Source organism: Rhodococcus sp. P4_F3_2, from assembly GCF_056401335.1.
In genome coordinates, this window is the sequence record NZ_JBFUJN010000023.1 from 84,995 (window position 1) to 109,046 (window position 24,052).

At 63.4% G+C, this 24,052-nt stretch carries 22 protein-coding genes; 12 read left to right on the forward strand and 10 right to left on the reverse strand.

The genetic code is table 11. The features are described from left to right. Positions 1–61 precede the first annotated feature (61 nt). The 4 genes from AC1DWA_RS23150 to gluA all read right to left on the reverse strand — a co-directional run bounded on the left by AC1DWA_RS23150 (position 62) and on the right by gluA (position 3,426). Positions 62–958: an amino acid ABC transporter permease gene (locus AC1DWA_RS23150; RefSeq protein ID WP_477917086.1), complete on the reverse strand. Its 897-nt coding sequence runs from the start codon at positions 956–958 to the stop codon at positions 62–64. Continuing rightward, a complete protein-coding gene (locus AC1DWA_RS23155; protein WP_019748198.1) occupies positions 955–1,635 on the reverse strand; it encodes an amino acid ABC transporter permease in 681 nt (226 codons plus the stop codon). The genes AC1DWA_RS23150 and AC1DWA_RS23155 overlap by 4 nt, the downstream gene beginning before the upstream one ends. A 99-nt stretch (positions 1,636–1,734) precedes the next feature. Then, positions 1,735–2,571: a glutamate ABC transporter substrate-binding protein gene (locus AC1DWA_RS23160; RefSeq protein WP_020907523.1), complete on the reverse strand. Its 837-nt coding sequence runs from the start codon at positions 2,569–2,571 to the stop codon at positions 1,735–1,737. A gap of 126 nt (positions 2,572–2,697) precedes the next feature. Next, positions 2,698–3,426, reverse strand: coding sequence for a glutamate ABC transporter ATP-binding protein GluA (gene gluA / locus AC1DWA_RS23165; RefSeq protein ID WP_007735175.1), 729 nt, complete (start codon positions 3,424–3,426; stop codon positions 2,698–2,700). A 231-nt stretch (positions 3,427–3,657) separates the two neighbouring features. Here gluA and miaB point away from each other — a divergent pair, with 231 nt between their 5' ends. After that, positions 3,658–5,205 (forward strand): tRNA (N6-isopentenyl adenosine(37)-C2)-methylthiotransferase MiaB, encoded by a 1,548-nt coding sequence (miaB, locus tag AC1DWA_RS23170; RefSeq protein ID WP_477845989.1) that lies wholly within the window; start codon positions 3,658–3,660, stop codon positions 5,203–5,205. Continuing rightward, entirely contained in the window at positions 5,202–5,792 is a 591-nt protein-coding gene (locus AC1DWA_RS23175) for an Rv2732c family membrane protein (protein WP_020907525.1), read from the forward strand. The genes miaB and AC1DWA_RS23175 overlap by 4 nt, the downstream gene beginning before the upstream one ends. Here AC1DWA_RS23175 and AC1DWA_RS23180 read toward each other — a convergent pair. After that, a complete protein-coding gene (locus AC1DWA_RS23180; protein WP_477917087.1) occupies positions 5,771–7,156 on the reverse strand; it encodes a DUF349 domain-containing protein in 1,386 nt (461 codons plus the stop codon). The genes AC1DWA_RS23175 and AC1DWA_RS23180 overlap by 22 nt on opposite strands. Before the next feature lie 139 nt (positions 7,157–7,295). Between AC1DWA_RS23180 and AC1DWA_RS23185 the strand changes: the two genes are divergently transcribed. The 7 genes from AC1DWA_RS23185 to AC1DWA_RS23215 all read left to right on the forward strand — a co-directional run bounded on the left by AC1DWA_RS23185 (position 7,296) and on the right by AC1DWA_RS23215 (position 14,570). Next, the gene (locus AC1DWA_RS23185; RefSeq protein WP_256065013.1) at positions 7,296–8,057 is read left to right on the forward strand and encodes a class III extradiol dioxygenase subunit B-like domain-containing protein; all 762 of its coding nucleotides are present in this window, start codon (positions 7,296–7,298) and stop codon (positions 8,055–8,057) included. Then, complete coding sequence (miaA, locus tag AC1DWA_RS23190) at positions 8,045–8,980, forward strand: tRNA (adenosine(37)-N6)-dimethylallyltransferase MiaA (protein WP_069147434.1); 936 nt, start codon at positions 8,045–8,047, stop codon at positions 8,978–8,980. Before AC1DWA_RS23185 ends, miaA begins: the two co-directional genes overlap by 13 nt. 84 nt (positions 8,981–9,064) lie before the next feature. Continuing rightward, positions 9,065–9,736: a class F sortase gene (locus AC1DWA_RS23195; protein ID WP_020907529.1), complete on the forward strand. Its 672-nt coding sequence runs from the start codon at positions 9,065–9,067 to the stop codon at positions 9,734–9,736. A 32-nt stretch (positions 9,737–9,768) separates the two neighbouring features. Further along, on the forward strand, positions 9,769–10,638 hold the full coding sequence (gene dapF / locus AC1DWA_RS23200; RefSeq protein WP_031331591.1) for a diaminopimelate epimerase: 870 nt from the start codon (positions 9,769–9,771) through the stop codon (positions 10,636–10,638). Between the two features lie 75 nt (positions 10,639–10,713). Beyond that, positions 10,714–12,189 carry a GTPase HflX gene (hflX, locus tag AC1DWA_RS23205; RefSeq protein ID WP_477845976.1) on the forward strand — a complete coding sequence of 492 codons (1,476 nt, stop codon included), beginning with the start codon at positions 10,714–10,716 and terminating at the stop codon, positions 12,187–12,189. Then, on the forward strand, positions 12,182–13,189 hold the full coding sequence (locus AC1DWA_RS23210; protein WP_477845977.1) for a hypothetical protein: 1,008 nt from the start codon (positions 12,182–12,184) through the stop codon (positions 13,187–13,189). Before hflX ends, AC1DWA_RS23210 begins: the two co-directional genes overlap by 8 nt. Before the next feature lie 55 nt (positions 13,190–13,244). Continuing rightward, positions 13,245–14,570 (forward strand): alpha/beta hydrolase, encoded by a 1,326-nt coding sequence (locus AC1DWA_RS23215; RefSeq protein WP_477845978.1) that lies wholly within the window; start codon positions 13,245–13,247, stop codon positions 14,568–14,570. 39 nt (positions 14,571–14,609) lie between these two features. Here the strand turns inward: AC1DWA_RS23215 and AC1DWA_RS23220 are convergent, their stop codons facing one another. The 4 genes from AC1DWA_RS23220 to AC1DWA_RS23235 form a co-directional block, all read right to left on the reverse strand. Then, complete coding sequence (locus tag AC1DWA_RS23220) at positions 14,610–14,867, reverse strand: HPr family phosphocarrier protein (RefSeq protein ID WP_003942144.1); 258 nt, start codon at positions 14,865–14,867, stop codon at positions 14,610–14,612. Positions 14,868–14,964: 97 nt separating this feature from the next. After that, the gene (locus AC1DWA_RS23225) at positions 14,965–17,034 is read right to left on the reverse strand and encodes a PTS fructose transporter subunit IIABC (protein WP_477845979.1); all 2,070 of its coding nucleotides are present in this window, start codon (positions 17,032–17,034) and stop codon (positions 14,965–14,967) included. Positions 17,035–17,052: 18 nt separating this feature from the next. Then, positions 17,053–18,048: a 1-phosphofructokinase family hexose kinase gene (locus AC1DWA_RS23230; RefSeq protein ID WP_099697703.1), complete on the reverse strand. Its 996-nt coding sequence runs from the start codon at positions 18,046–18,048 to the stop codon at positions 17,053–17,055. After that, complete coding sequence (locus AC1DWA_RS23235) at positions 18,045–18,812, reverse strand: DeoR/GlpR family DNA-binding transcription regulator (protein ID WP_020969481.1); 768 nt, start codon at positions 18,810–18,812, stop codon at positions 18,045–18,047. The genes AC1DWA_RS23230 and AC1DWA_RS23235 overlap by 4 nt, the downstream gene beginning before the upstream one ends. A 191-nt stretch (positions 18,813–19,003) precedes the next feature. On the opposite strand from AC1DWA_RS23235, the gene AC1DWA_RS23240 reads away from it, so the two are divergent. From AC1DWA_RS23240 to AC1DWA_RS23250, 3 genes are all read left to right on the forward strand, one after another. Continuing rightward, a complete protein-coding gene (locus AC1DWA_RS23240; protein WP_477845980.1) occupies positions 19,004–20,677 on the forward strand; it encodes a putative PEP-binding protein in 1,674 nt (557 codons plus the stop codon). 75 nt (positions 20,678–20,752) lie between these two features. Next, on the forward strand, positions 20,753–22,033 hold the full coding sequence (locus tag AC1DWA_RS23245) for a uracil-xanthine permease family protein (protein WP_477845990.1): 1,281 nt from the start codon (positions 20,753–20,755) through the stop codon (positions 22,031–22,033). A gap of 185 nt (positions 22,034–22,218) precedes the next feature. Continuing rightward, positions 22,219–23,361 (forward strand): acyl-CoA dehydrogenase family protein, encoded by a 1,143-nt coding sequence (locus AC1DWA_RS23250; RefSeq protein ID WP_477917089.1) that lies wholly within the window; start codon positions 22,219–22,221, stop codon positions 23,359–23,361. Positions 23,362–23,453: 92 nt separating this feature from the next. Here AC1DWA_RS23250 and lexA read toward each other — a convergent pair. Then, positions 23,454–24,052 (reverse strand): transcriptional repressor LexA (gene lexA, locus AC1DWA_RS23255; protein ID WP_477917091.1); only part of this gene is annotated, 599 nt, incomplete at its 5' end.

Consider the following 24,052-nt stretch of genomic DNA (forward strand, 5'->3'; position numbering starts at 1 on the left):
CCCCCGCCCTGTTGTGTATTCGCGCTAACGCGGCCGGATTCGACTCACGGCTCCATCTGATTCACGGCTTGGTCAGGTCCATACCCGGAACCGAAACGGCTGGGTCGGCGGACGGAGCCGCGATGGGGCCCTTGCCCTTTCGCTTTCCGGAACGCAGGCGCTTCTCCACCTTGGTTGCCAGGAAGGTCAGAGCTGAGTTGAGAGCGATCATAATCGCGGCGACCACGATGAGCGCCGGCAGGAAGTTTCCGTAGAAGGTGCCGAGCTGTTGGGCCTGACGCACCAGCTCGACATACCCGATCAGGTAACCGAGGGCGGAGTCCTTCAACGCCACGACCATCTGTGAAATCAGTGCCGGGAGCATGGCGGTAACCGCCTGGGGGAGCAGGATCGTCACCATGATCTGCGTCTTGCGCATGCCCAATGCCTTGGCGGCCTCACTTTGCCCTCGTGGGAGTGAGTTGATTCCGGCACGGACGATCTCGGCGATCACTGACCCGTTGTACAGAGTCAGACCCACGACGACTGCCGCGAGTGCGAGGTACTTGGACTTGAAGACCTCGTATTCGGCGAACACCTGATACGAGAAGATCATCAGAATCAGAACCGGTACTGCTCGGAACAATTCGACGATGACGCCGCAAATCTTCCGAATGATGTTGTGCTCGGAGAGTCGGCCGATACCCAGGGCAGAACCGAGGATGAGCGCGAAGACGATGGACATCGCAGCCGCGATCAGCGTTCCCCGGATGCCGGGTATCAGATACGTTGTCCACGACGTGGATTCGAGGAACGGATCCCACTTCGCTGCTGTCAGCTGGCCCTTTTCGYCGAGTGCGCGGTAGATGACGTAACCGATTGCGACCATGAGTGCAGCGACGACAAGGGATGCGAATCGGTAGAGATTTCGCGCTCTGGGACCTGGCGCGTCGTAGAGGACTGTTGCGCGGTTGCTCATCGTGAAACCTCGAATCGCTTGCTCAGCTTGCCGAAGATCAAGCCCATGGGAAGTGTCAGGATCACGAAACCGACAGCGAAGATTCCACCGACGACGAAGATCGCCGCTTCGTTTTCGATCATCTTCTTCATCAGCGCTGACGCTTCGGATACGCCGATCACCGCGGCGATGGTCGAGTTCTTGGTCAGTGCGATCAGTACGCTACCCAGCGGTGCTGTGACCGCGCGAAATGCCTGAGGCAGGACGATCAGCCGAAGATTTTGTGCAAACGACAGACCGAGTGATCGGCCCGCTTCGGCCTGGCCGACCGGAACGGTATTGATTCCCGATCGAAGTGACTCACACACGAACGCGGCGGTATAGACACTGAGGCCGAGTACTGCGAGTCGGAAGTTGTTGTCTGTCAAGAACGTCGGTGAGTCCGACTTGGCGAGATTGACTCCGAGCGTCTGCGACAGACCGAACAGACAGAACAGCAGAATCAGTGTCAGGGGGGTGTTGCGGAACACGGTCACGTACGCGGTACCCAGGAATCGGGCGACCGGAACCGGTGACACGCGCATGGCCGCGATCAGGACACCGATGATGACGGCGCCGATCGCGGAGAAGAACGTCAGCTGGATCGTGGTCCAGAAGGCTTCCAGAATCTGGTCGCCGTACTTGCTCAGAAGGTTCACTTGCCGTCTCCCCAGATCACGGGATCTCCGTTGGTGGCGTCACGCGCTGCGGCTCCCGAAGTGGGGAGCCGCAGCGAGATTGACGGTGAAAAAAGCAGGTCAGTAACGATCAACGGTGGGCGGGGCCGGGATCGGGTAGCCCGAAGCACCAACGGTGTTGTTGAAGGCTTCTTCCCACGCGCCGGTGGAGATCATCTTCTCGATGGCATCGTTGATCTTGCCGCGACCCTCGGAATCGTCCTTGGCCAGGCCGACACCGTACTTTTCGGTCGTGAACGGTTCTCCGACGACCTTCAGCTCGCCCGGGTACTGGGCAGCGTAGCCGGCGAGGATGATGTCGTCGGTGGTGACAGCGTCGACAGCGCCGTTGCGCAGAGCCTCGACACAAGCGGAGTAGGTGTCGAGCGGCTGGAGCTGGACGTCCTTGGCGTAGTTGTCCTGGATGTTCTGCGCCGGAGTCGAACCCGACACCGAGCAGAGCTTCTTGCCGCCGGTCAGGGAATCGGGGCCGGTGATGTCGGTGTTGTCGGAGCGAACGAGCAGCGACTGGCCTGCGATGAAGTACGGGCCGCCGAAGCTGACCTTTTCCTTGCGCGTGTCGGTGATCGAGTATGTCGCGACGATGTAGTCGACCTCGCCGTTCTGGATCAGGGTCTCGCGCTGGGCTGACGGAGATTCCTTGAAGGTGATGCCTTCGGGCTTTACGCCCAGTTCGTTTGCGATGTAACGGGCTACCTCGACGTCGAAGCCGGAGAAGGTGCCATCAGGGTTGCGCTGACCGAGGCCGGGCTGATCGAACTTGATGCCGACGGTGAGAGTGCCATCGGAAGCGCTCTCGGTGATCGACTTGTTCTCCTCGCCGCCGCCACAGGCCGTGGCAGCGAACGCGATGGCCATGATTCCGATTCCGAAACGGACGGAACGATTGATCTTCATGAAGATCCTCTCAGTTGTCGACACACGAACAGTGCAGTCGAGATGAACGGTGCAGCCGAGGTGAACGGTGCAGTCGAGCAAGTTGTCTTGTGGACGAGGACAGGACTGTCGGAGGGGAGACTGTAATCAGTGCGTGAGGATCTTGCCGAGGAAGTCCTTGGCCCGATCCGACTTGGGATGGGTGAAGAACTCTTCGGGCGTGGTGTCTTCGACGACCTGGCCGTCAGCCATGAACAGCACACGATCGCCGGCTTTGCGCGCGAAGCCCATCTCGTGCGTGACCACGAGCATGGTCATGCCTTCCTTCGCGAGGGAGGTCATGACGTCGAGGACTTCGTTGACCATCTCGGGGTCGAGAGCGGAGGTGGGCTCGTCGAACAACATCACCTTCGGCTGCATCGCAAGAGCGCGAGCAATGGCGACACGCTGTTGCTGACCGCCGGAAAGCTGCGCCGGGTACTTGTCGGCCTGATTGGCGATACCGACACGTTCGAGCAACGCCTGCGCGGTCTTCTTGGCTTCGTCCTTTTTTGCCTTGCGGACCTTCATCGGTGCGAGCATGACGTTCTCGAGGATCGTCTTGTGCGCGAACAGGTTGAAAGACTGAAAGACCATCCCGACGTCGGCACGAAGTGCGGCAAGTGCTTTGCCCTCTTCGGGGAGCGTCTTGCCGTCGACGGCGATGGTGCCGGAGTCGATGGGTTCGAGGCGATTGATGGTGCGGCACAGAGTCGACTTACCGGAGCCCGACGGACCGAGGACGATCACCACTTGGCCCTTGGGTACCTCGAGATTGACCTCTTGCAGGACGTGAAGTTCCCCGAAGTGTTTGTTCACCGAGGTCATCGAAATCATGGATGTGGAATCGCCGGAGGTGGTCGGCGTCGTCGCATCGTCGGCTTGGGTCATAAACGAGAACCTTAGGCGTAGTTTGCGTCGACGCCCGTGATTTCGCCATGGTTCTTGCCATATGTAATGGAAATTTTACTGTGACGACGTTTATGTCGCGTTTCGGCTGTTTATCAGGGCGTTATTACACGTCGTAGTGGACGTGAGCTAGGCTGAAGCGTGTCACTGATCGACGAAATGTCCCCTGCACTTCCGGAGCCGACTGCAGTTCCGGAGGCAACTGCTACGCCTGTTCGCACCTACGAGGTGCGGACGTACGGCTGTCAGATGAACGTTCACGATTCCGAGCGACTGTCCGGTCTGCTCGAGGACGCCGGGTATTCGAAGGCGGAGACCGGAACCGATCCTGATCTTGTCGTCTTCAATACGTGTGCGGTCCGCGAGAACGCGGACAACAAGTTGTACGGCAACCTCAGCCAGCTCGCCCCGAACAAGGAGGCGAACCCCGACATGCAGATCGCGGTCGGTGGGTGCCTGGCGCAGAAGGATCGTGACATCGTCGTCAAGAAGGCACCGTTCGTCGATGTCGTCTTCGGCACTCACAACATCGGCTCGCTTCCCGCGCTGCTCGACCGTGCGCGTCACAATCAGCGCGCCGAGGTCGAAATCCTCGACGCACTCGAGGCGTTTCCGTCGACACTGCCAGCCAAGCGCGAATCTGCTTATGCAGGTTGGGTTTCCATCTCGGTGGGCTGCAACAACACGTGCACGTTCTGCATCGTTCCGGCCCTGCGTGGCAAGGAAGTGGATCGACGTCCCGGCGACATCCTGGCCGAGGTGCAGGCACTCGTCGACGAGGGTGTCTCGGAAGTGACCCTGCTGGGACAGAACGTCAACGCCTACGGCGTGTCGTTCGCCGATCCGGAGCAACCGCGCGATCGCGGAGCCTTCGCTTCCCTCTTGAAGGCATGTGGACACATAGACGGCCTCGAACGGGTCAGGTTCACATCGCCGCACCCGGCAGAGTTCACCGATGACGTCATCGAAGCGATGGCAACCACTCCCAACGTCTGCCCACAACTGCACATGCCGTTGCAGTCCGGTTCGGACAAGGTTCTCAAGGCGATGAAGCGCTCGTACCGCAAGTCGAAGTACCTCGGGATCATCGAGAAAGTACGCTCCGCAATGCCGCACGCCGCCATCACCACGGACATCATCGTCGGGTTCCCGGGGGAGACGGAAGAGGATTTCGAGGAGACGCTGGACGTCGTGCGTAAGGCGCGATTCTCCAACGCCTACACCTTCCAGTACTCCAAGCGCCCGGGCACGCCGGCGGCGGAGATGGCCGATCAACTCCCCAAAGAGGTTGTCCAGGAACGCTACATGCGATTGCTCGCGGTCCAGGAAGAAGTGAACATCGAGGAAAATCGCAAACTCGTCGGCACCGAGGTAGAACTGCTGGTGGCCGCGGGGGAGGGCCGCAAGAACGCAGCGACTCACCGTCTCAGTGGTCGCGCGCGAGACGGCCGCCTGGTGCATTTCCGACCCGAGGGAAACCTCGACGGCACAATCCGACCCGGCGACGTGGTGACGGTCGTCGTCACCCACGGAGCCCCCCATCACCTCGTGGCAGATGACGGAGTGCTCACACACCGTCGGACCCGCGCCGGTGACTCGTTCGAAAAGGGCATCACACCCAAGACCCCGCCCATCGGCGTAGGTCTCGGACTACCGAAGATCGGTGCCCCAGCCCCACAACCCGTCCAGATGGGATGCAACGCATGACCTCGCAACACGAGAACAAGACACCTCAGCCGGGCGACGACGCCTTCGAGGGCTACCGCAAGGACCTCGACGACGCGGAACGCAAGGTCGCGGGAGAAATCGATCCGGGTGCGCGCGCCATGGTTGTCGCGGTTGCGGTGCTCGTGCTGGTCGGCACCCTTGCACTGCCCCATGCGGGAGTGGCGAACGGCTGGGATGTGCTCGCGTACAACCAGGACGCGGAAAGTGAACGGATTGCACTGTTCTCACGCTTGTTCGTGTGGTTCGTTGTCATCTTCGGCATCGGATTCTCGATGCTCGCACTCGTGACGCGGCGCTGGAGTCTGGCGTGGGTCGCGCTGGCCGGTAGTGCCGTGGCGAGTGCTCTGGGAATGATGGCCGTCTGGTCACGTCAGACCATTCCCGCCGGATTCAACGTGGCAGGACCGTCGATCGGGCTGGTCATCGGATGGTTTGCCGTCGTGTTCTTGACGTTCCATTGGCTCAAGGTGGTCTGGACGCGAACCAACATTCAGCTCGCCGCCGAGGAGCAACGCCGGATCGCTGCGGCTGAAGCCGAGAAGCATCAGGAATGGAACGTCGGCTGACACGGAAGTTCTCTTAGCCAATAGCGCACTACAACGCCGGCTGACTCCTCGGCGTCCTTCGTCTTGCCGGCAGCCTGAGCCTTGGCGGCCTGCTCCTCGAACTGGCTCACCCGCTCCTTGAACTGCGCGACCCGGGCAAGTGCTTCCGGATCGGTACGACGCCACTCGGCGTCGACGGCGTCGCGCACCTTGGTTTCGATGGCCCGAAGCTTCGCTTCGAGTTCCTGCATCCGGTCGCGCGGCACCTTGCCGATCGCGTCCCACTTCTCCTGCAGGTCGCGCAGCGCTGCACGAGCGTTCTCGAGTCCGTGTGCCGGATCGATGTTCGCGTTCGCAGCGAGCAACTCTTCCTTTGCAACCGCGTTCTGCTCGAATTCGGCGTCGCGCTCGGATGCAGCAGCGTTGCGTGCGGCGAAGAACACGTCCTGAGCGCCCTTGAAGCGCTTCCACAGGTTGTCGTCGGCCTCGCGCGGTGCGCGGCCGGCAGCCTTCCACTCGCTGAGCAGATCGCGGAATTCTCCGGCGGTCTGTCCCCATTCAGTGGAGGTCGACAGCTTCTCGGCGCGCTCGACCAGTTCTTCCTTCGTAGAACGTGCGCTCGCACGATCACGATCGAGTTCGGCGAAATGCGCTCCACGCCGTCGGTTGAAGGACTCGCGAGCCTTGGAGTACCGCTTCCACAGTGCGTCGTCGACTTTGCGGTCGATTCCGCGAATCGTCTTCCACTCGTCGAGAATCTCGCGCAGTCGATCACCCGCGGTCTTCCACTGGGTCGACTCCGAACCGATCTGTTCGGCCTCGACTGCGAGGGCCTCCTTGCGGGCGGTGCTCGCGGCGCGAGACTGTTCCTTCTCTTCCTTCGCGTGTGCTGCGGCCTCGTCGGACCCGGCAACGATCACGTCGAGTCGGCGGGCCAAAGCGTCGAGGTCACCGATCACGGCAGCGGTGGAGAGGGATTCGGATAGAGCGATGGCGGCAGCCTTGGTCTTCTTGGCGTCTCCGGCGCCCGACGTCAGTCGAGCCTCGAGTAGTGAGACCTCGGTCGCGAGGTCGTCGTAGCGACGACCGAAATGGGCGAGGCCCTCGGTGGCGTCGCCGGCCTGCCACGAACCGATCTGGCGTTCACCGTCAGCGGTCTTCACCCAGGCGGTTCCGTCTTCCTCGACGCGGCCGAACTTGCTCGGGTCGCTGGCCGGCGCGGCGGTGACGGCATGCGAGGCTGCCGGGCCGGGGCGAGGTGCTCCGGGGCGGGGCGCACCGGGGCGTGGTCCACCAGGTTTGGGAGCACCGGGTTTGGGTGCTGCCGGGCTCGGGCTGGCCGAACTGCTGTCGGCGCCGGTGGTGGGTTCACTGTTCTCGGTCATCGGTCCTCGTCTCTGCCGCGCGTCACGGCTGCCTGATCGCATTCCTGGTTCCATTGAACCCGGTACTCACGTTCTCCGACTATTGAATCAGGTAAGAGGGTGTGAGGTCGCCACCTCGGGGTCGACTAGCGTGGCAACTGTGTTGACTTCCGCTGTTCTCGTCCCCTCGGCGCCGTTACTCGTGCCGGAATTGTCCGGTGATTCGGCCGAGTCCGCTCAGGTGCGCGGCGCGGCGACGGCCGCCGTCCGCCGGCTCTCTCACGAGGCGGTTCACTGGGTGGGCGTCGGTGTCGGCCCCGAGAATGCAGAACCCGAGAATGCAGCAGGCGAACTCTGGCGATCGGGCGTCGGACGTGGGCAGATCGGTACTTTCGCGGGATTCGGCGCCGATGTCCGGACGTCTCTGGACGCGGATGCGGCAGGCCAACCCGTGCCATCTCTCGAACTGTGCGCCCTTGTTGCCGGCTGGCTGCGTGCCCGAGCGGACGTGGAGATCACTGTCGACATGCACGTCGTCAGTGCAGAGGCGTCGGCGAATGAATGTCGTGAATTCGGGCAGCAGCTGCGCAAGCAACTCGACAGCGACAACCGACCGCAAGGGCTTCTGATCGTGGCTGACGGTGCGTCCACGCTGACGGCAAAGGCGCCCGGAAGCTTCGACGAGCGCGCCGCGGGCGTGCAATCGGCCATCGACGATGCCCTGTCCGCCGGTGACCCGGAGGCGCTTCTTGCTCTCGATCCGCAGCTCTGCCGGAGTGTCGGAGCCCAGGGGCGCGCGGCGTGGCAGGTCCTGGCCGGTGTCTTCATGGGCTCGTCTCGGTCAACCACGACACGTTCGGTGGTCGACTACAGCGATGCGCCGTTCGGCGTCGCTTACCACGTCGGGACGTGGCGGCCGTGAACGTCCCTGAAGAACTTCGCCCGATCGCAGTTGTCGGTCCGACCGCGTCGGGAAAGTCCGATCTCGCGTTGGCACTGGCCGAGGAATTCGGCGGTGAGATCATCAACATCGACGCGATGCAGCTCTATCGCGGCATGGATATCGGGACCGCCAAACTGACGCCGGCCGAGCGTCGCGGGATTCCGCATCACCTGCTCGACGTTCTCGACGTGAAGGACACCGCCACCGTCGCACGTTATCAAAGCGACGCGATCGCGATCGCCGAGAATCTGATCGCGGCGGGCAAGGTTCCGGTGATCGTCGGCGGATCCATGATGTACGTCCAGTCCCTACTCGACGAATGGTCCTTTCCGGCAACGGATCCCGAAGTTCGTGCGAAGTGGGAGGCAGTGCTGGCCGACGGTGGGGTCGGTGCGGTGCATACGGCGCTTGTTGCTGCTGATCCGGTAGCGGCGGCGTCGATACTGCCGACGGACGGTCGGCGGATGGTTCGGGCGCTCGAGGTCGTCGAGCTGACAGGTCTGCCGTTCGCGGCCTCAGCTCCGCAGATCGGTGACCCTCGTTGGGGAACCCGCATTCTCGGCGTGGATCGGGATACGGAAGAACTCGACACACGGATTCGGTTGCGAACCGAACTGATGTTTTCAGGCGGACTTGTCGACGAAGTCGCCGTACTCGTCGAGCAAGGATTGCGTGAGGGCGTCACAGCGCCGCGAGCCATCGGCTACGCACAGGTGCTCGCACATTTCGACGGTGAATACGATCTGGCCGAGGCACTCGAACGGACGTTCATCGGGACGCGGCGCTACGTTCGCCGCCAACGATCATGGTTCCGTCGTGACGCACGCGTGCACTGGCTCGACGGTGCCGATCCGGAGCTGGCTCGCTCGGCCTTCGCTGCCCTTGCAGATCGCGGCCTGTAACACGATCACGCCGATCAGCTATCTTACAGTTAGCTCTTTCGCGATCCATTCGTTTCGCGATCGACGGACTGGAGGACAACGAACATGGCGCAGACCGGGACACACGCGCGACCGAGAGGCCGACGCGCGGGTCGGCTGCCGCTTCTCCTACTGCTCGTCACATTTCTCGCGGTCGGCGGGGTGCTCGTCTATTTTGCGGTGAGTGCGGCCGGGAAGCCCATCAGCGCACCTGTTCCCGAAGCACCCTTCGACGTGGGAGCCCCAACCGATCCAGGGGCGAGTTGGGCGCCTGCGCCAACGGATCTGCCGCCGAACACGCTTGCGATTCCCGATCTGGATGTGCGAGCCGACATCGTGACCAGTGGGTTCGGCGCCAACCGCGGAATGATCCTTCCGCATCCTGACAAGGTTTCGCATTTCACCAACGGCGTGCAGTTCGGATCTTCGGAGGGCACCAATCTTGTTGCCGGCCACGTCGACGACGGTGATCGCACGCACGGCGCCTTGTGGGCGCTGCACCAGATGAAGCCCGGAACACCGATCTATGTCAGTGACGACACCGGAACGATGTTCACCTATCACGCAGCGAGCCTGAAGCTGTACGAAAAGGTGGCTTTGCCGGCCGAGTTCTTTTCCGAAACGGGTGCGCCCAGGCTGGTCCTCGTGACCTGCGGCGGCGCAACCGTGCCCGACCCCTCGTTGCCGTCCGGCTTCACGTACGAACAGAACGTCGTGGTCACCGCGTCACCTGCGTGAGTCGGTCGGTAGGTCCGGATAGGATGGCGACCATGGATTTCAGTAAGGGCCACGGCACGCAGAACGACTTCGTTGTTCTCCCTGACCTTGACGTTCGGGTCGATCTCGAGCCGGCGCGAGTTTCAGCGTTGTGTGATCGTCAGCGTGGCCTCGGCGCCGACGGCATCCTTCGTGTCGCCCGGGCAGGCGCACTTGCGGACGCGGGCGTGCTCGGTGCGCTGCCCGACGGCGTCGCTGCCGAAGACTGGTTCATGGACTACCGCAACAGCGACGGCTCCATCGCGGAGATGTGCGGAAACGGAGTTCGCGTATTCGCCCACTATCTCAAGGCCTCGGGCTTGGAGAGCAAGGACGAGTTCGTGGTCGGCAGTCGTGCCGGAGCGCGTCCGGTCGTGGTGCACGGCTACGACGCCACACATGGTGACGTGACCGTGGCGATGGGCCCGATCAAGGACCTCGGCACCAGTTCGGCAACAATCGACGGCCGCGTCTTCGCCGGCGTCGGCATCGACGTCGGTAATCCGCATTTGGCGTGTGTCGACGAGCACGTGACGGCAGAAGTTTTGAGTGCGCTCGATTTGAGTGTTTCTCCGGGCTTCGATCCGGGGTTCTTCCCGCACGGGGTCAACATCGAGATCGTGACGCCGATCCACGACGGTGGGGTCCACATGCGCGTACACGAGCGTGGCGTGGGCGAGACTCGTTCCTGCGGAACCGGAACGGTCGCAGCTGCGGCCGCGGCGCTGAAGTTCGACGGCCGCGACGAAGGCTCGGTGCTGGTGCGCGTGCTCGGCGGCGAAGTGCAGGTCACCGTCGAAGGCGGCGAAGGGTCGTTGCGGGGGCCCTCGGTTCTGGTGGCGAACGGGACGATCAGCGATGCCTGGTGGCAGTCGCTCGTGTGATATCGCCCGCGGGAAATACGCCTGCAGGAAATACGGATGCACCGTGGCCAGGTTTCGTGGGACCATGGATCTTGTATGACGAACACACATGAAAACGAAGAGTCCACCGCTCACGAGCAGTCCGAGTACGCGCAAGCCGAATACACGGCAGCGTCCGCATCGGGCAACCCGTCGACCGGTGAGATGCAACTCGCAGATCGCGGCGCCCTGCGCCGCGTGGCCGGTCTGTCGACCGAGCTCGAGGACGTCACCGAAGTCGAGTACCGCCAGCTTCGACTCGAAAGAGTTGTCCTGGTCGGCGTCTGGACGCAGGGAACTGCCGAGCAGGCCGAGGCGAGCATGACCGAGCTGGCCGCACTGGCAGAGACGGCCGGCTCCGAGGTCCTCGAAGGACTGGTTCAGCGCCGCGACAAACCCGACGCTGCCACCTACATCGGTTCCGGCAAGGCTCAGGAACTGCGCGAAGTAGTCCTGGCGACCGGCGCCGACACCGTCGTCTGCGACGGTGAGCTGACGCCGGCGCAGCTCACGGCGCTGGAGAAGATCGTCAAGGTCAAGGTCATCGACCGGACGGCTCTGATTCTCGACATCTTTGCTCAGCACGCCACGTCTCGTGAGGGTAAAGCCCAGGTGGCTTTCGCTCAGATGGAATACATGCTCCCTCGTCTGCGTGGTTGGGGCGAGTCGATGTCGCGCCAGGCCGGTGGCCGTGCCGGCAGTAACGGAGGTGTGGGCCTGCGTGGTCCCGGTGAGACGAAAATCGAGACGGACCGTCGCCGTATTCGTGAGCGCATGGCAAAACTGCGCCGCGAGATCAAGGGCATGAAGGCCGCCCGCGACACCAAGCGGACCCGTCGACTGCAGAGTGACATCCCGTCGATCGCCATCGTCGGATACACAAACGCGGGCAAATCGAGTCTGCTCAATTCGCTCACCGGATCCGGTGTGCTCGTGGAGAACGCGTTGTTCGCCACCTTGGACCCGACAACTCGCCGCGCCGCACTCGACGACGGCCGCGAGTACGTACTCACCGACACGGTCGGCTTCGTGCGACACCTTCCGACTCAGTTGGTCGAGGCATTCCGCTCGACTCTCGAGGAAGTGACCGACGCGGATCTGCTTCTGCATGTCGTCGACGGTTCGGATCCGTTGCCGACAGAACAGATCAAGGCTGTGCGGGAAGTCGTCACCGATGTTCTGCGCGAGACGGATTCGAAGGCTCCGCCGGAGTTGATCGTGGTCAACAAGATCGACGCGGCAGATCCGGTTACCTTGACGCAACTACGTGGTCTGCTGTCTGGTGCCGTGTTCGTCTCGGCGCGGACCGGTGAAGGAATCGCTGAACTACGAGCACATCTCAGCGAGGTGCTGGTTCGGCCGGAGGTCGAGGTCGACGTGCTGGTGCCGTACACGCGCGGTGATCTGATGGCTCGAATCCACTCGGACGGAACGATTTTGGAATCGACTCACGAAGAGGCGGGAACGCGGGTGCACGCACGCGTGCCACAGATGTTGGCCTCGGCATTGGTGGAGTACGCACCTAGTGCGTAGTTTCGGGGTCGTGGTCGCGGTGCTTGCTGCGACTACGGCAACCGCACTGCTTCCCGGAGCGCTCGCACAGGCGTCGTCGTTCGAGCCGAGCGAGTTCGCCCCACTCTGTACACCTACCGATCCTGCGCTCCAGGAGTTGTCGGGGATGGTCGTCGTCGACGATCGGATCTACGCGATGGGTGACGGCGGCAGTGACGACTTCGTATTCGAAATGGACCTGAACTGTGTTGTCCAGAAACAGATTCCGGTTCCGATCGATCCATACGACGTCGAAGATCTTTCGGTGAGTGGTCGAACGCTCGTTCTGTCGGATACCGGCGACAACCTCCGAACCCGCGACACGGTGGCGTTCATCACGATGGACCTCGATTCCGGTGACGGTACGTTGCACCGCCTCACGTACCCGGACGGCGCGCACGACACCGAATCGATTCTGCTCGGCCCTGATGGCCATGTGTTTGTCGTGACCAAGGAATTGTTCGGCTCCAGCAGTGTCTACACACCCGTCGGGGATCAGAAACTGAGTGACTTGGCGCAACCCGGCCCGACGCCGCTCAAGCGCGTCGGAGCCGTATCTCTCGGACCGGAGAAGCCCGTGTCGGTGATGTTCACCGGGGGAGCGGTGTCGTCGGACGGTTCGGCGATCGCGCTTCGGAGTTACTCCGATCTGTACCTGTACGAGGTCGTGGACGGCGGAATCGGCGCGACGCTCACTGATACCGAACCGTTGCGGATCCCGCTCCCGACGGAGCCTCAGGGCGAGGCTGTGGCGTTCAACGACGCGGGCGATGTTCTGATCGGATCGGAATCTGCGGGTGGAGCTTTGCCGCCGGTTCACGTGATGCGCGCGCTCGTGGAAGCGACCGAATCGACGGCAGTCTCTTCTGGCGATTCGGTCGGCGTCGGGGTCGATCCATGGACATTCGTGTGGGCCGGATTGGTCGCGGCAGGATGCGCGCTCGGAGGTGTGGCGTTCGTGAGATCTCGACGACGCCGCTGATTCCCACCAATTCCACGAATTCGCAGACTGCCGGTAGATGTGGATACTGGAACGAATGCACGGGCATCAACTCCTGACGCGGCTCTCGCGTATCTCACTCGAGCACGGACACATCACCGCAGCGCTGCTCGTTGGTTCCGTCCTCGTCGGCGTCGGCGCGCTGCTTTTGCTTCGTTGGTTGCCGCGTCGGGCCGTGCTTGTCGCACTGGGCTTGTCAGTGGTCGGGTCTGCCGGCGGCGCGATGTTCGTGTGGCTCAGTTATCGACCGTTGCCCGCGCAGCTACCTGTGTCGAGTTTTGTGTGGATAGCGTTGGCGATATTCGGAGTCATCGGCGCGGCGCTTGTTCTCCTTCGGCGTCCAGGACTGGCCCGCGGCCTTTCGGTGACGGTGTTGGCCGGTCTGGCCGCGATCGTCGCGGTGGGTCAGGTCAATGCCCAGACCGGCACTTACCCCACGCTCGGATCACTGGTCGGGCACTGGCCGGTCGGCTCGGTCGAGCACGTTGCTTTCGATTCGCTCCCCGGGGCCGAACCTCGGCTACAACGGGGACTTCCCACCGAAACTCATTGGGAGGTTCCGGTGCGGATGCCGAGCAACGGCGTCGTGACGGAAGCGTCGATTCCGGGAAACATCTCGGGTTTCGACGCGAGGCCGGCGACGTTGTATCTCCCGCCGGCCTATCTTGCCGATCCACGTGCGGAGTTGCCCGTCCTGGTGTTGGTGGCGGGTGAGCCCGGCAGCCCCAGTGACTGGCTGGACAGTGGCCGTCTCGCGACCACCGTCGACGCCTATGCATCGAGGCATTCCGGGCTTGCTCCCGTGGTGGTGGTGCCCGACGCGTTGGGGGACTACGACGCCAACCCCGGCTGCATGGATTCGGCGCTCGGCAACGTCGCGACGTATCTGGACCAGGACGTCCCGAACTGGATCGAATCGAACCTTCAAGTGAATCCGGACGCTGCGCAATGGGCTATCGGTGGGTTTTCGTACGGCGGGACGTGCGCGATCGAGATGGCCGTGAACTTCCCGGACCGATACCCGTCGTTCCTGGACTTCTCCGGCCAGGACGAACCGTCGACCGGTGACCACGAGGACACTGTGGCTGCGATGTTCGACGGCGACGAAGACGCTTTCGACGCGGTCAACGCCCGAGACCTGATGGCGCAGAATCGGTATCCGCAGTTGTCTGGTGTATTTGTCGCGGGTGAAGACGACGACATCTACCGCCCTCAGCAGGAGATCATGTTCGAGGCTGCGCGCGCCGCCGACATGAACGTGGACTACTACACCCTTCCCGGCGGGCACTCGGGTGATGTGTGGGGCACTGCTCTGGAACTCGAAATGGACTGGCTGGGCCGGACACTCGCACTGACTCCGTGAGAGTGTCCGGCCCGCTACACAGCACCGACTGACATCAGGTCAGGCGTCGAGATCAGCGGCTACCAGTTCGGCGACCTTGGCGAGTGCGTCGGCGTCGTCGGACTCGATGGTGACTTCGGTGTCCTTGGCGGCTCCGAGCGTCATGATCATCAGTGCCGAACCTGCATCCACCGGTTCGCCGTCGGCGACTGCGAGGGTGACCGTGGCGCCGGAGGCTCCGACTGCTTCGGCGATGAGAGCGGCGGGGCGGGCGTGGAGGCCGACTGCGGAACCGACGGCAACTGTCTTGCTGGGCATGGGATCTCCTCGTTGTGAATCTATCGGTGCRGACGTTGTGGGGTCTTTGGGCGGATTTGGTGACAACAGTGGTGACTGCAGCGTTGCTTGCTGTCGATCATGCCGCAGCGGGCACGGTTTCGGGGTCGAGTTCGGCATCGGACGGCCCCTTGCGGAAGAACTCCTTGGCTCCGACGACGGCGAGCGCAGCTACCACGGTTCCCGCGGCGAGCGAGACCAGGAACCAGCCGATTCCGCCGACTGCGAAGAAGACGAAGATCCCGCCGTGCGGGGCGCTGAGAGTGACGTCGAAAGCCATGATCAGCGCACCGGTGACGGCGCCGCCCGCCATCATCGAGGGGATCACGCGAAGCGGGTCGGCAGCGGCGAAAGGAATCGCGCCCTCGGAGATGAATGCCGAACCCAGCAACCAGGCAGCCTTTCCGTTCTCACGTTCGGCTTCGCTGAAGAGCTTGGGACGCAGCACCGTCGAGGCAAGTGCCATGGCCAGTGGCGGAACCATACCGGCAGCCATGACTGCCGCCATGATGCGCAAAGTGGCCGGGTCGTTGACGTTGAGTCCGGCTACAGCGAAGGCGTAAGCCGCCTTGTTGACCGGTCCGCCGAGGTCGAAGCACATCATCAGGCCGAGAATGATGCCGAGGAAGATGGCCGAGCTGCCGGACAGTCCGTTGAGCCAGTCGGTGAGACCGGAGGTGATCGCGGCGAGCGGACGACCGAGGACGATGAACATCAGTGCTCCGACAACCAGCGTCGCGAACAGCGGAATGATCACCACCGGCATCAGGCCCCGCAGCCACTGCGGGACGGCGATCCGGCCGATGTAGAGCGCGACGACGCCGGCGATGAGACCACCGACCAGGCCGCCGATGAATCCGGCACCGACAAACACGGCGACCGCGCCGGCTGTGAAGCCGGGAGCGATGCCAGGCCGGTCGGCGATAGCGAAGGCGATGTAGCCGGCCAACGCGGGCACCAGGAAGCTGAATGCCAACGAACCGATCTGGAACAGCACTGCGCCGAGATAGGTGGCCAGACCACCGTCGGGAAGGTTGGTGATCGAGTTGTTGAGAACGATGTCCTTGGCAGGACCGGAGATCTCGTATCCGCCGAGCAGGAAGCCGAGTGCGATCAGCAGACCGCCGGCCGCGACGAACGGGATCATGTAGCTGACACCGGTCAGGAGGACCTGACGGAGGTGGGTGCCGAACCCTACGGAACCGGCATCGGAATCCGCGGCCGCGGCGGCGGTGCCGTCCACGGTGGCGGCGGCGGGATTCTCGGAGGCGCGCAACGCTTCTGCAAGCATCTTGTCCGGCTCGTTGATCGCCCGCTTCACACCGGAAGCGACAACGGGTTTGCCGGCGAACCGTTCGCGGCCCTTCACTCCGACGTCGGTGGCGAAGATGACCGCGGCGGCTCCGGCGATGACCGAAGGGTCAAGGGGGGTGCTTCCGCTCGAGCCCTGCGTTTCGACGTGAACCGTGACCCCGGCGCGTTCACCCGCGGCGACGAGTGAGTCCGCAGCCATGTAGGTATGAGCGATTCCGGTCGGGCACGCGGTGACCGCGACGATGTGACGCTCCGCGGGCGTTGGAGCCGGTGCCTCCTCGGTGGCGTGTTTCCCGGTGGAAACAGGAGGAGTGGGTGTGGCTGCCGCAGCTTTTGCTGGAGCATCCTTCGGCGCGGGATTGAGTACCTCGTCGACCAGTCTCACGATCTCGTCCGGCGTCGACGCCTCACGAAGCGACGTGACAAACGCGGGTCGGACGAGCGCTCGGGCCAAGGACGAGAGCAGCTTCATGTGCTCGGCTCCGGCGCCTTCGGGTGCCGCGATCAGGAACACCAGATCGGCGGGGCCGTCGGGTGCACCGAAATCGACCTTCGGATCCAGTCGAGCAAATCCCAGGGACGCGGACGAGACGGCCTCGGCGCGGCAGTGGGGAATGGCGATTCCGCCCGGCAGTCCGGTCGCGGACTGCGCTTCGCGAGCGAGTGCGGCATCGACCAGCCCCGCGGCGTCGCTCGCTCGTCCCGCTGCAGTCAGTCGCGCTGCGAGAGAACGAATGACATCGTCCTTGGTCGTACCCAGGTCGGTGTCGAGTGAGATCAGTTCGGGACTGATGATCTCGGGGCCGGAACCGCCGGCTGCGTTGGTATCGGACATGTCAGGTTCCTTAGGGCGTCAGGCGAGTTCGGTGGGGACGGGGATGGGAGAGGAGGCATCGGCTGCAGATACCGAAACCGCTGCCAGATCGATCTGTTCGGGCGTGGGAAGAGTTGTGCCGGGAAGGGAGGCAGCGGCGCTTCCGTAGGCGACCGCGTGACGTAGCCGCTCGGATTCCGAGCCGCCTCCCGCTTCGGCGAGGATGTAGCCGGCCAGCGATGAATCGCCTGCGCCGACGGTACTGACTGCGACAATCGGGGGAGCGGTGGCGATCCATGCGCCGCCGGCCGTGACGAGGACAGCACCTGCTGCGCCGAGCGTGGCGAGCACACTGCCGACGCCGCGGTCGACCAATCGCTGCGCCGCCGTGATTGCAGGCCCGGGATCACCGTTCTCGGCAGCACGTTCGAGGACGTGGCCGTCGACGCCGGTCAGTTGTGCGAGTTCCTCGCCGTTGGGTTTGAGCAGGTCGGGTGCCGAGCCGGGGAACGCTTCGGCGAGTGCCGTCAGCGGGGCGTCCGAGGTGTCGACCGCCACCTTGCACGGGTGATCGCGCAGCGCCGCGACGAGTTCGCCGTACCACCCGAGCGGAACGCCGGGGGGCAGTGAGCCGGACAGCGCGAACCACAGTGCGGTGTCGGCGCGGACAATCAACTCCTGTGCCAGGGCGTCGAGCGTCGAACCGGACAGCGTTGCGCCGGGTTCGTTGATCTTCGTCGTTGTCCCGTCCGGTTCCGCAATGGTGATGTTGGTGCGAGCCAGACCCGTTGTGGCGACACCGATGTGGGGAATCCCACCGGCTGCCAGCGCCGAGAGCAGAGGGTCACCACCGTTTCCCGGCAGTACCGCGAGAACGTCGAGGTCGGCTGCGGCGAGAACACGCGCGACGTTGACCCCCTTGCCGCCGGGGTCGCTGCGAGTGGAGTGGGCGCGTAGGACGGAGCCTCGTTCGAGCCGTTGCTCGAGTTGCACGGTCCGATCGATACTCGGGTTGGCTGTCAGTGTGACGATCATGCGATCACCACCTCGATTCCGTGGTCGTGGAACTCGGATGTGTCTGTGGGACTGATCTCTTCGTCGGTGATGAGGACGTCGATGCTGTCGAGCGGGGCGAAGCTGATCAAGTGCTCGCGGCCGACTTTGGTGGAATCGGCCACCACCACAACGTGATTGGCGGCTTTGACCATTGCTCGTTTGACGGCGGCCTCTTCGCTGTCCGGAGTGGAGAGTCCGTGCCCGACGCTGATCGCGTTCGTTCCGATGAAGGCGACGTCGACTCGCAACGTGCTCAGCAGGCGTAGGGCGTCCTCGCCGACCACGGCTTGAGTCACCCCGCGTACTCGACCGCCGAGCAGTATCAGGGAAATCGAGTTCATCGATGCCAGRCGTGCGCCGATCGGGACGGAATTGGTGACGGCTGTGAAGTCGTTCTCGGTCGGCAGTTCGGGGATCATGCGGCCCGTKGTCGTGCCCGCGTCGAAGATCACGCTGCCGCCGGTGGGAGGGAGGTAGGTGACCGCGCAGCGGGCGATCCGGTCCTTCTGTTGCGCGCGGGTCTGATCGCGTTCCGCCATGCCCGGTTCGGTGACGTGGAGGGATCCGGTCGGAACGGCGCCGCCGTGTACGCGCCTGATCTGTCCGATCCGCTCGAGGAAGGCCAGATCGCGACGCACGGTCTCGGTGGTCACACCGAAGGTCTCCGACAGAGCCGCCACGGACATGCGTCCGCGCTGCGACACCATGGTGCCGATCGCTTGTTGGCGTTCTTCCGCGTACACGTGCTCTCCGATTCCGAAGTGTGATCCGACGGTGCGTTGTGGATCACAGTGAATGTTGCTTTATGTTGTTTTACGCCCGAGTGTGTTGACATGTCAAGACTTGGGAGTAATCTTCGTCACAACGAAGGTGAGGGCTTTACGCGCTCGAGGTGATCCGGTGAGACACCGGGCCCATCGCTCAAGGAGGACAGATGACCGAACAGCTCAACCGAATCACCGTGCACGGCACCCCCGTGGTGCCTGGAATCGCCTACGGACCGGCGATCTGGCCGTCCAGCCGACCAGAACTCGTCACCGATGCGCCGGCACTCGACGAGGCCGATCGAGAGGCCGCCGCAGACGCCTTCGTCGCAGCGGCGAAGGCTGTCGAGAACCGCCTTCTCGGACGGGCCGCCGAAGCTACCGGCGCGGCCGCAGAGGTCTTGCAGGCCAACGCGGCGATGGCAGCTGATCGTGGCTGGATCGGGGCGGCCAAGAAGTCGATCGCCGGCGGAGTGCCCCCGGTGCAGGCTGCGATCGCGGCGACGGAGCAGTTCGTGGTGCTGTTCACCAAGGTCGGCGGTTTGATGGCCGAGCGCGTCACCGACCTCGAGGACATCCGCGATCGCGTGATCGCCGAACTCTCCGGATTACCCGAACCTGGAGTTCCCATGCCAGTGACACCGTCGGTGCTGTGCGCGGACGATCTGGCTCCTGCAGACACCGCGGGCCTCGATGCATCCAAGATCATCGGACTCGTGACCATTTACGGCGGCCCGACCAGCCATACGGCAATCATCGCGAGGCAGTTGGGCATCCCGTGCATCGTCGCCGCGAAGGAATTGGAATCCATCTCGGCAGGAATACCGATTCTGATCGACGGAACAACCGGCGACGTGATCGCGGAGCCGGATCCCGGGCACGCGCGTGAACTGGTCGAACAATCCCGGATCGATCGCGAACGCGTCAGCACCTGGACCGGACCGGGCCAGACGGCGGACGGCCGGCCGGTAGACGTTCTCGCCAACGTTCAAGACGGCGCGGGCGCTCGCGCCGCGGCGTCGACTGCTGCGGGGGGCATCGGGCTCTTCCGGACCGAACTCTGCTTCCTCGGCCGTGAGACCGAACCGACCGTAGACGAGCAGGCGGCGATCTACGCCGAGGTTCTCGAGGCCTTCGCAGGAAAGAAGGTCATCATTCGCACGTTGGACGCGGGTTCGGACAAGCCGCTCAAATTCGCCAACCATCAAGAGGAAGCGAATCCGGCACTCGGCGTTCGTGGGGTCCGAATCGCCTGGCAGGACATGGGAATTCTAAACCGCCAGCTCGACGCGATCGCGGCAGCCGCGGCGTCGACCAACTCGTCGCCGTGGGTGATGGCACCGATGATCGCCACCCCGGCCGAGGCGAAACGTTTTGCCGATGCGGTGCGGGCACGCGATCTTGTTCCCGGTGTGATGGTGGAGATCCCGGCGGCGGCGCTGTTGGCCGACCAGATTCTCGAACACGTCGAATTCCTCTCGATCGGTACCAACGACCTCGCTCAGTACACGATGGCCGCTGATCGGATGTCCTCCGAACTCGCCGACCTGACCGATCCGTGGCAGCCCGCGGTGCTCGCCCTTGTCGCACGTACGGCCCAGGCCGGTCAGGCGGCAGGCAAGCGCGTCGGCGTCTGCGGTGAGGCGGCCGCCGATCCACTGTTGGCGTGTGTTCTGGCCGGACTCGGAGTTTCCTCGCTGTCGTGCGCTGCGGCGTCGGTCGCGGGTGTGGGAGCGAAGGTCGGGTCAGTCACCATGGCGCAATGTGAGGCGGCTGCGGCGGCGGTGCTGGCAACCGGTGATCCGGTGGCAGCGCGCAAAGCGGCGGCCGACGCAATCAGCTGAACTGGTTTCGTTGGTCTCGGTCGGAGACCGAGCGCCTGACCTCTAGTATTTCGACCTGTGATCGAACGAGAAACAATGACCGGGGCCGGCGGAATCGGCTGGACTGTCCACGGAGACGGCAAGCGGATCGCCGACGGAGCCGTCGTGGCGCCGGACGAACGACTGAGTTGGCCGCGCACCATCGGAATCGGGATGCAACACGTCATCGCGATGTTCGGAGCGACACTGCTCGTTCCGACCATCACCGGCTTCCCCGTCACGACGACGCTGCTGTTCTCGGGTATCGGCACCGCGCTGTTCCTGCTCATCACCCGGGGCCGGATCCCGAGCTATCTCGGTTCGTCCTTCGCGTTCATCGCCCCGCTGACAGCGTCGGCAGGATCGGGCCCGGCCGCGCAACTCGGTGCCGTCATGGCCGTCGGCATCGTGTTGATGTTGATCGGCGTCGCCGTACGTCTGATCGGCAGCCGGGTCATCGACGCCGTCATGCCGCCGGTGGTGACGGGCGCTGTCGTCGCGCTGATCGGTCTCAACCTCGCTCCGACGGCGGTCGGCTCCTTCGAATCGCAGCCGCTGATCGCCACGGTGACGCTCGTTTCGATCCTGCTGGTCACGGTCGTCGGTCCCGGGTTGCTCGGCCGGCTGGGCATTCTGGTCGGCGTCGTGATCGGCTGGGTTTTCGCCGCGGTCATCGGCGGACTCGACAGTGAACGAGTGTCCGCTCTGCGCGAAGCGGACTGGTTCGGGCTGCCGAGTCTGCACGGACCGTCGTTCGACTGGTCGGTGATCGTGCTCGCGCTCCCCGTGGTGATCGTTCTGGTCGCCGAAAACGTCGGACATGTCAAAGCGGTGTCCGCCATGACTGGTAAGTCCCTCGACGATCTGGCCGGCAATGCACTGTTTGCCGACGGTCTCGCCACTACCTTGGCGGGCGCCGGTGGCGGATCCGGAACCACCACGTATGCCGAGAACATCGGTGTCATGGCAGCGACGCGTGTGTACTCGACCGCCGCGTACTGGGTAGCCGCCGCTACCGCTGTGATCCTGGCATTTTCGCCCAAATTCGGCGCACTGGTCTTCACGGTTCCGAACGGCGTCATCGGCGGCGCAACGATGGTTCTCTACGGCCTCATCGGCATTCTCGGTGTGCGCATCTGGATGGAAGCGAAGGTCGACTTCACCGATCCGGTCAACCTCACGGTCGCCGCGGCAGCGTTGGTCGCCGGCATCGGGAACTTGACGCTGACCATCGGTTCGGTCGAGTTGGGCGGCATCGCCTGGGGATCGATCGGCATCCTCGTCGCGTACCCGATCATGCGATATCTCGCCAAATTCCGTACTTTAAGTAACAGATAACCGCTACAGTCACGAATCGTGATCGTTCGGGTCATCGACGGGTATCGCAACAGGTTCTACCGTCGGAGGCAGTGACGTGGGCCCGCGCACTTCGGCGTGCCCAGTCTCAGTGAATACACCCCAGCGGGTATATCCCCAGCGGGTACATCACTGAAGTGCCATATATCGAATTGCAAGGAGTCGGCGTGGAGCGCACCCTGTTCGAACCGGAACATGAACTCTTCCGGGAGTCGTACCAGAAGTTCTTGGCACAGCACGTGGCACCGAACCACGAGAAGTGGGAAGAGCAGAACATCGTCGATCGTGACGTCTGGGTCGAGGCCGGAAAGCAGGGCTTCCTGGGAACTGCGGTCCCTGAGGAAWTCGGCGGCGGCGGTGTCAAGGATTTCCGCTACAACGCGATCATCACCGAGGAAACCACCAAGGGTGGGTTCAGCGGTATCGGCTTCACGCTGCACAACGACGTCGTGGCACCGTACCTCCTGGAGTTGAGCAACGAGGAGCAGAAGCAGCGTTGGCTACCCGGATTCGCGTCGGGTGAGCTGATCTCGGCGATCGCGATGACCGAACCGGGTACCGGTAGCGACTTGCAGGGCATCAAGACGAAAGCGGTTCGCGACGGGGACCACTGGGTCCTCAACGGTTCGAAGACCTTCATCACCAACGGAATCAACGCCGACATCATCATCGTTGTCGCGTGCACCGACCCGGACAAGGGTGCTCAGGGCTTCAGCCTCCTCGTGGTCGAGCGGGACATGCCTGGCTTCGAGCGTGGACGCAACCTCGACAAGATCGGCATGAAGGCTCAGGACACTGCCGAACTCAGCTTCACCGACGTACGCGTTCCCGCTGCCAACCTGCTGGGCGAAGAGGGAATGGGATTCTTCTACTTGATGAAGAACCTTCCCCAGGAACGACTCTCGATCGCCGTCGTTGCCGCTGCCGCAATGGAATCGGTTCTCGAGAGCACGATCCAGTACTGCCGCGACCGCAAGGCATTCGGCAAGTCGATCGGCAGCTTCCAGAACACCCGATTCGTACTGGCCGAATTGGCAACGGAGACCACGGCAGTGCGCATCCTGGTGGACAAGTTCATCGAGCAGCTCAATGCCGAGAAGCTGACCGTGCAGGAAGCTGCCATGGCGAAGTGGTGGACCACCGAAGCCCAGGTCAAGCTCATCGACCGCTGCCTCCAGCTGCACGGAGGCTACGGCTACATGAAGGAATACCCGGTTGCAAAGGCGTACATGGACTCTCGTGTGCAGACCATCTACGGTGGCACAACCGAGATCATGAAGGAGATCATCGGACGTTCGCTCAATCTCTGATTCGGGTGATGGACCGCTGATCGTCACGAAAAGACTCTGGGCCCCGGCTGATGCCGGGGCCCAGAGTCTTGTGATCGAGGGTGCGAGCGAACTCAGATCTTCCGCATGACGGTGACAACCTTGCCCAGGATGACGGCGTTGTTGCCGGGAATCGGCTCGAAGAGTTCGTTGTGCGGCATCAGCCACACCTCCTTCTTCGTACGCTTGAACGTCTTCACGGTGGCTTCGCCGTCGATCATGGCGGCCACGATGTCACCGTTCTCCGCGACGTTCTGCTGACGGACGACAACCCAGTCGCCATCGCAGATCGCTGCATCGATCATCGACTCGCCGACAACCTTGAGCATGAAGAGCGAACCCTGGCCGACGAGTTCGCGGGGGAGTGGGAACACGTCCTCTACCGCTTCCTCGGCAAGGATCGGTCCGCCGGCAGCGATGCGACCCAGGATGGGGACGAACGCCGGCTCCGGTAGCGGGTCGGCACTGTTGTACTCGCCGGAATGCTTTGACACCGACGCGATGGCGGTATCGGCCGCAACCTCGTCGAGACCTCGAACATCGACTGCGCGAGGGCGATTGGGATCGCGTCGAAGGAAGCCCTTGCGCTCCAACGTTCGCAGTTGATGTGCGACCGACGACGTGGAGGTGAGCCCCACCGCATCACCGATCTCGCGAATGCTCGGTGGATACC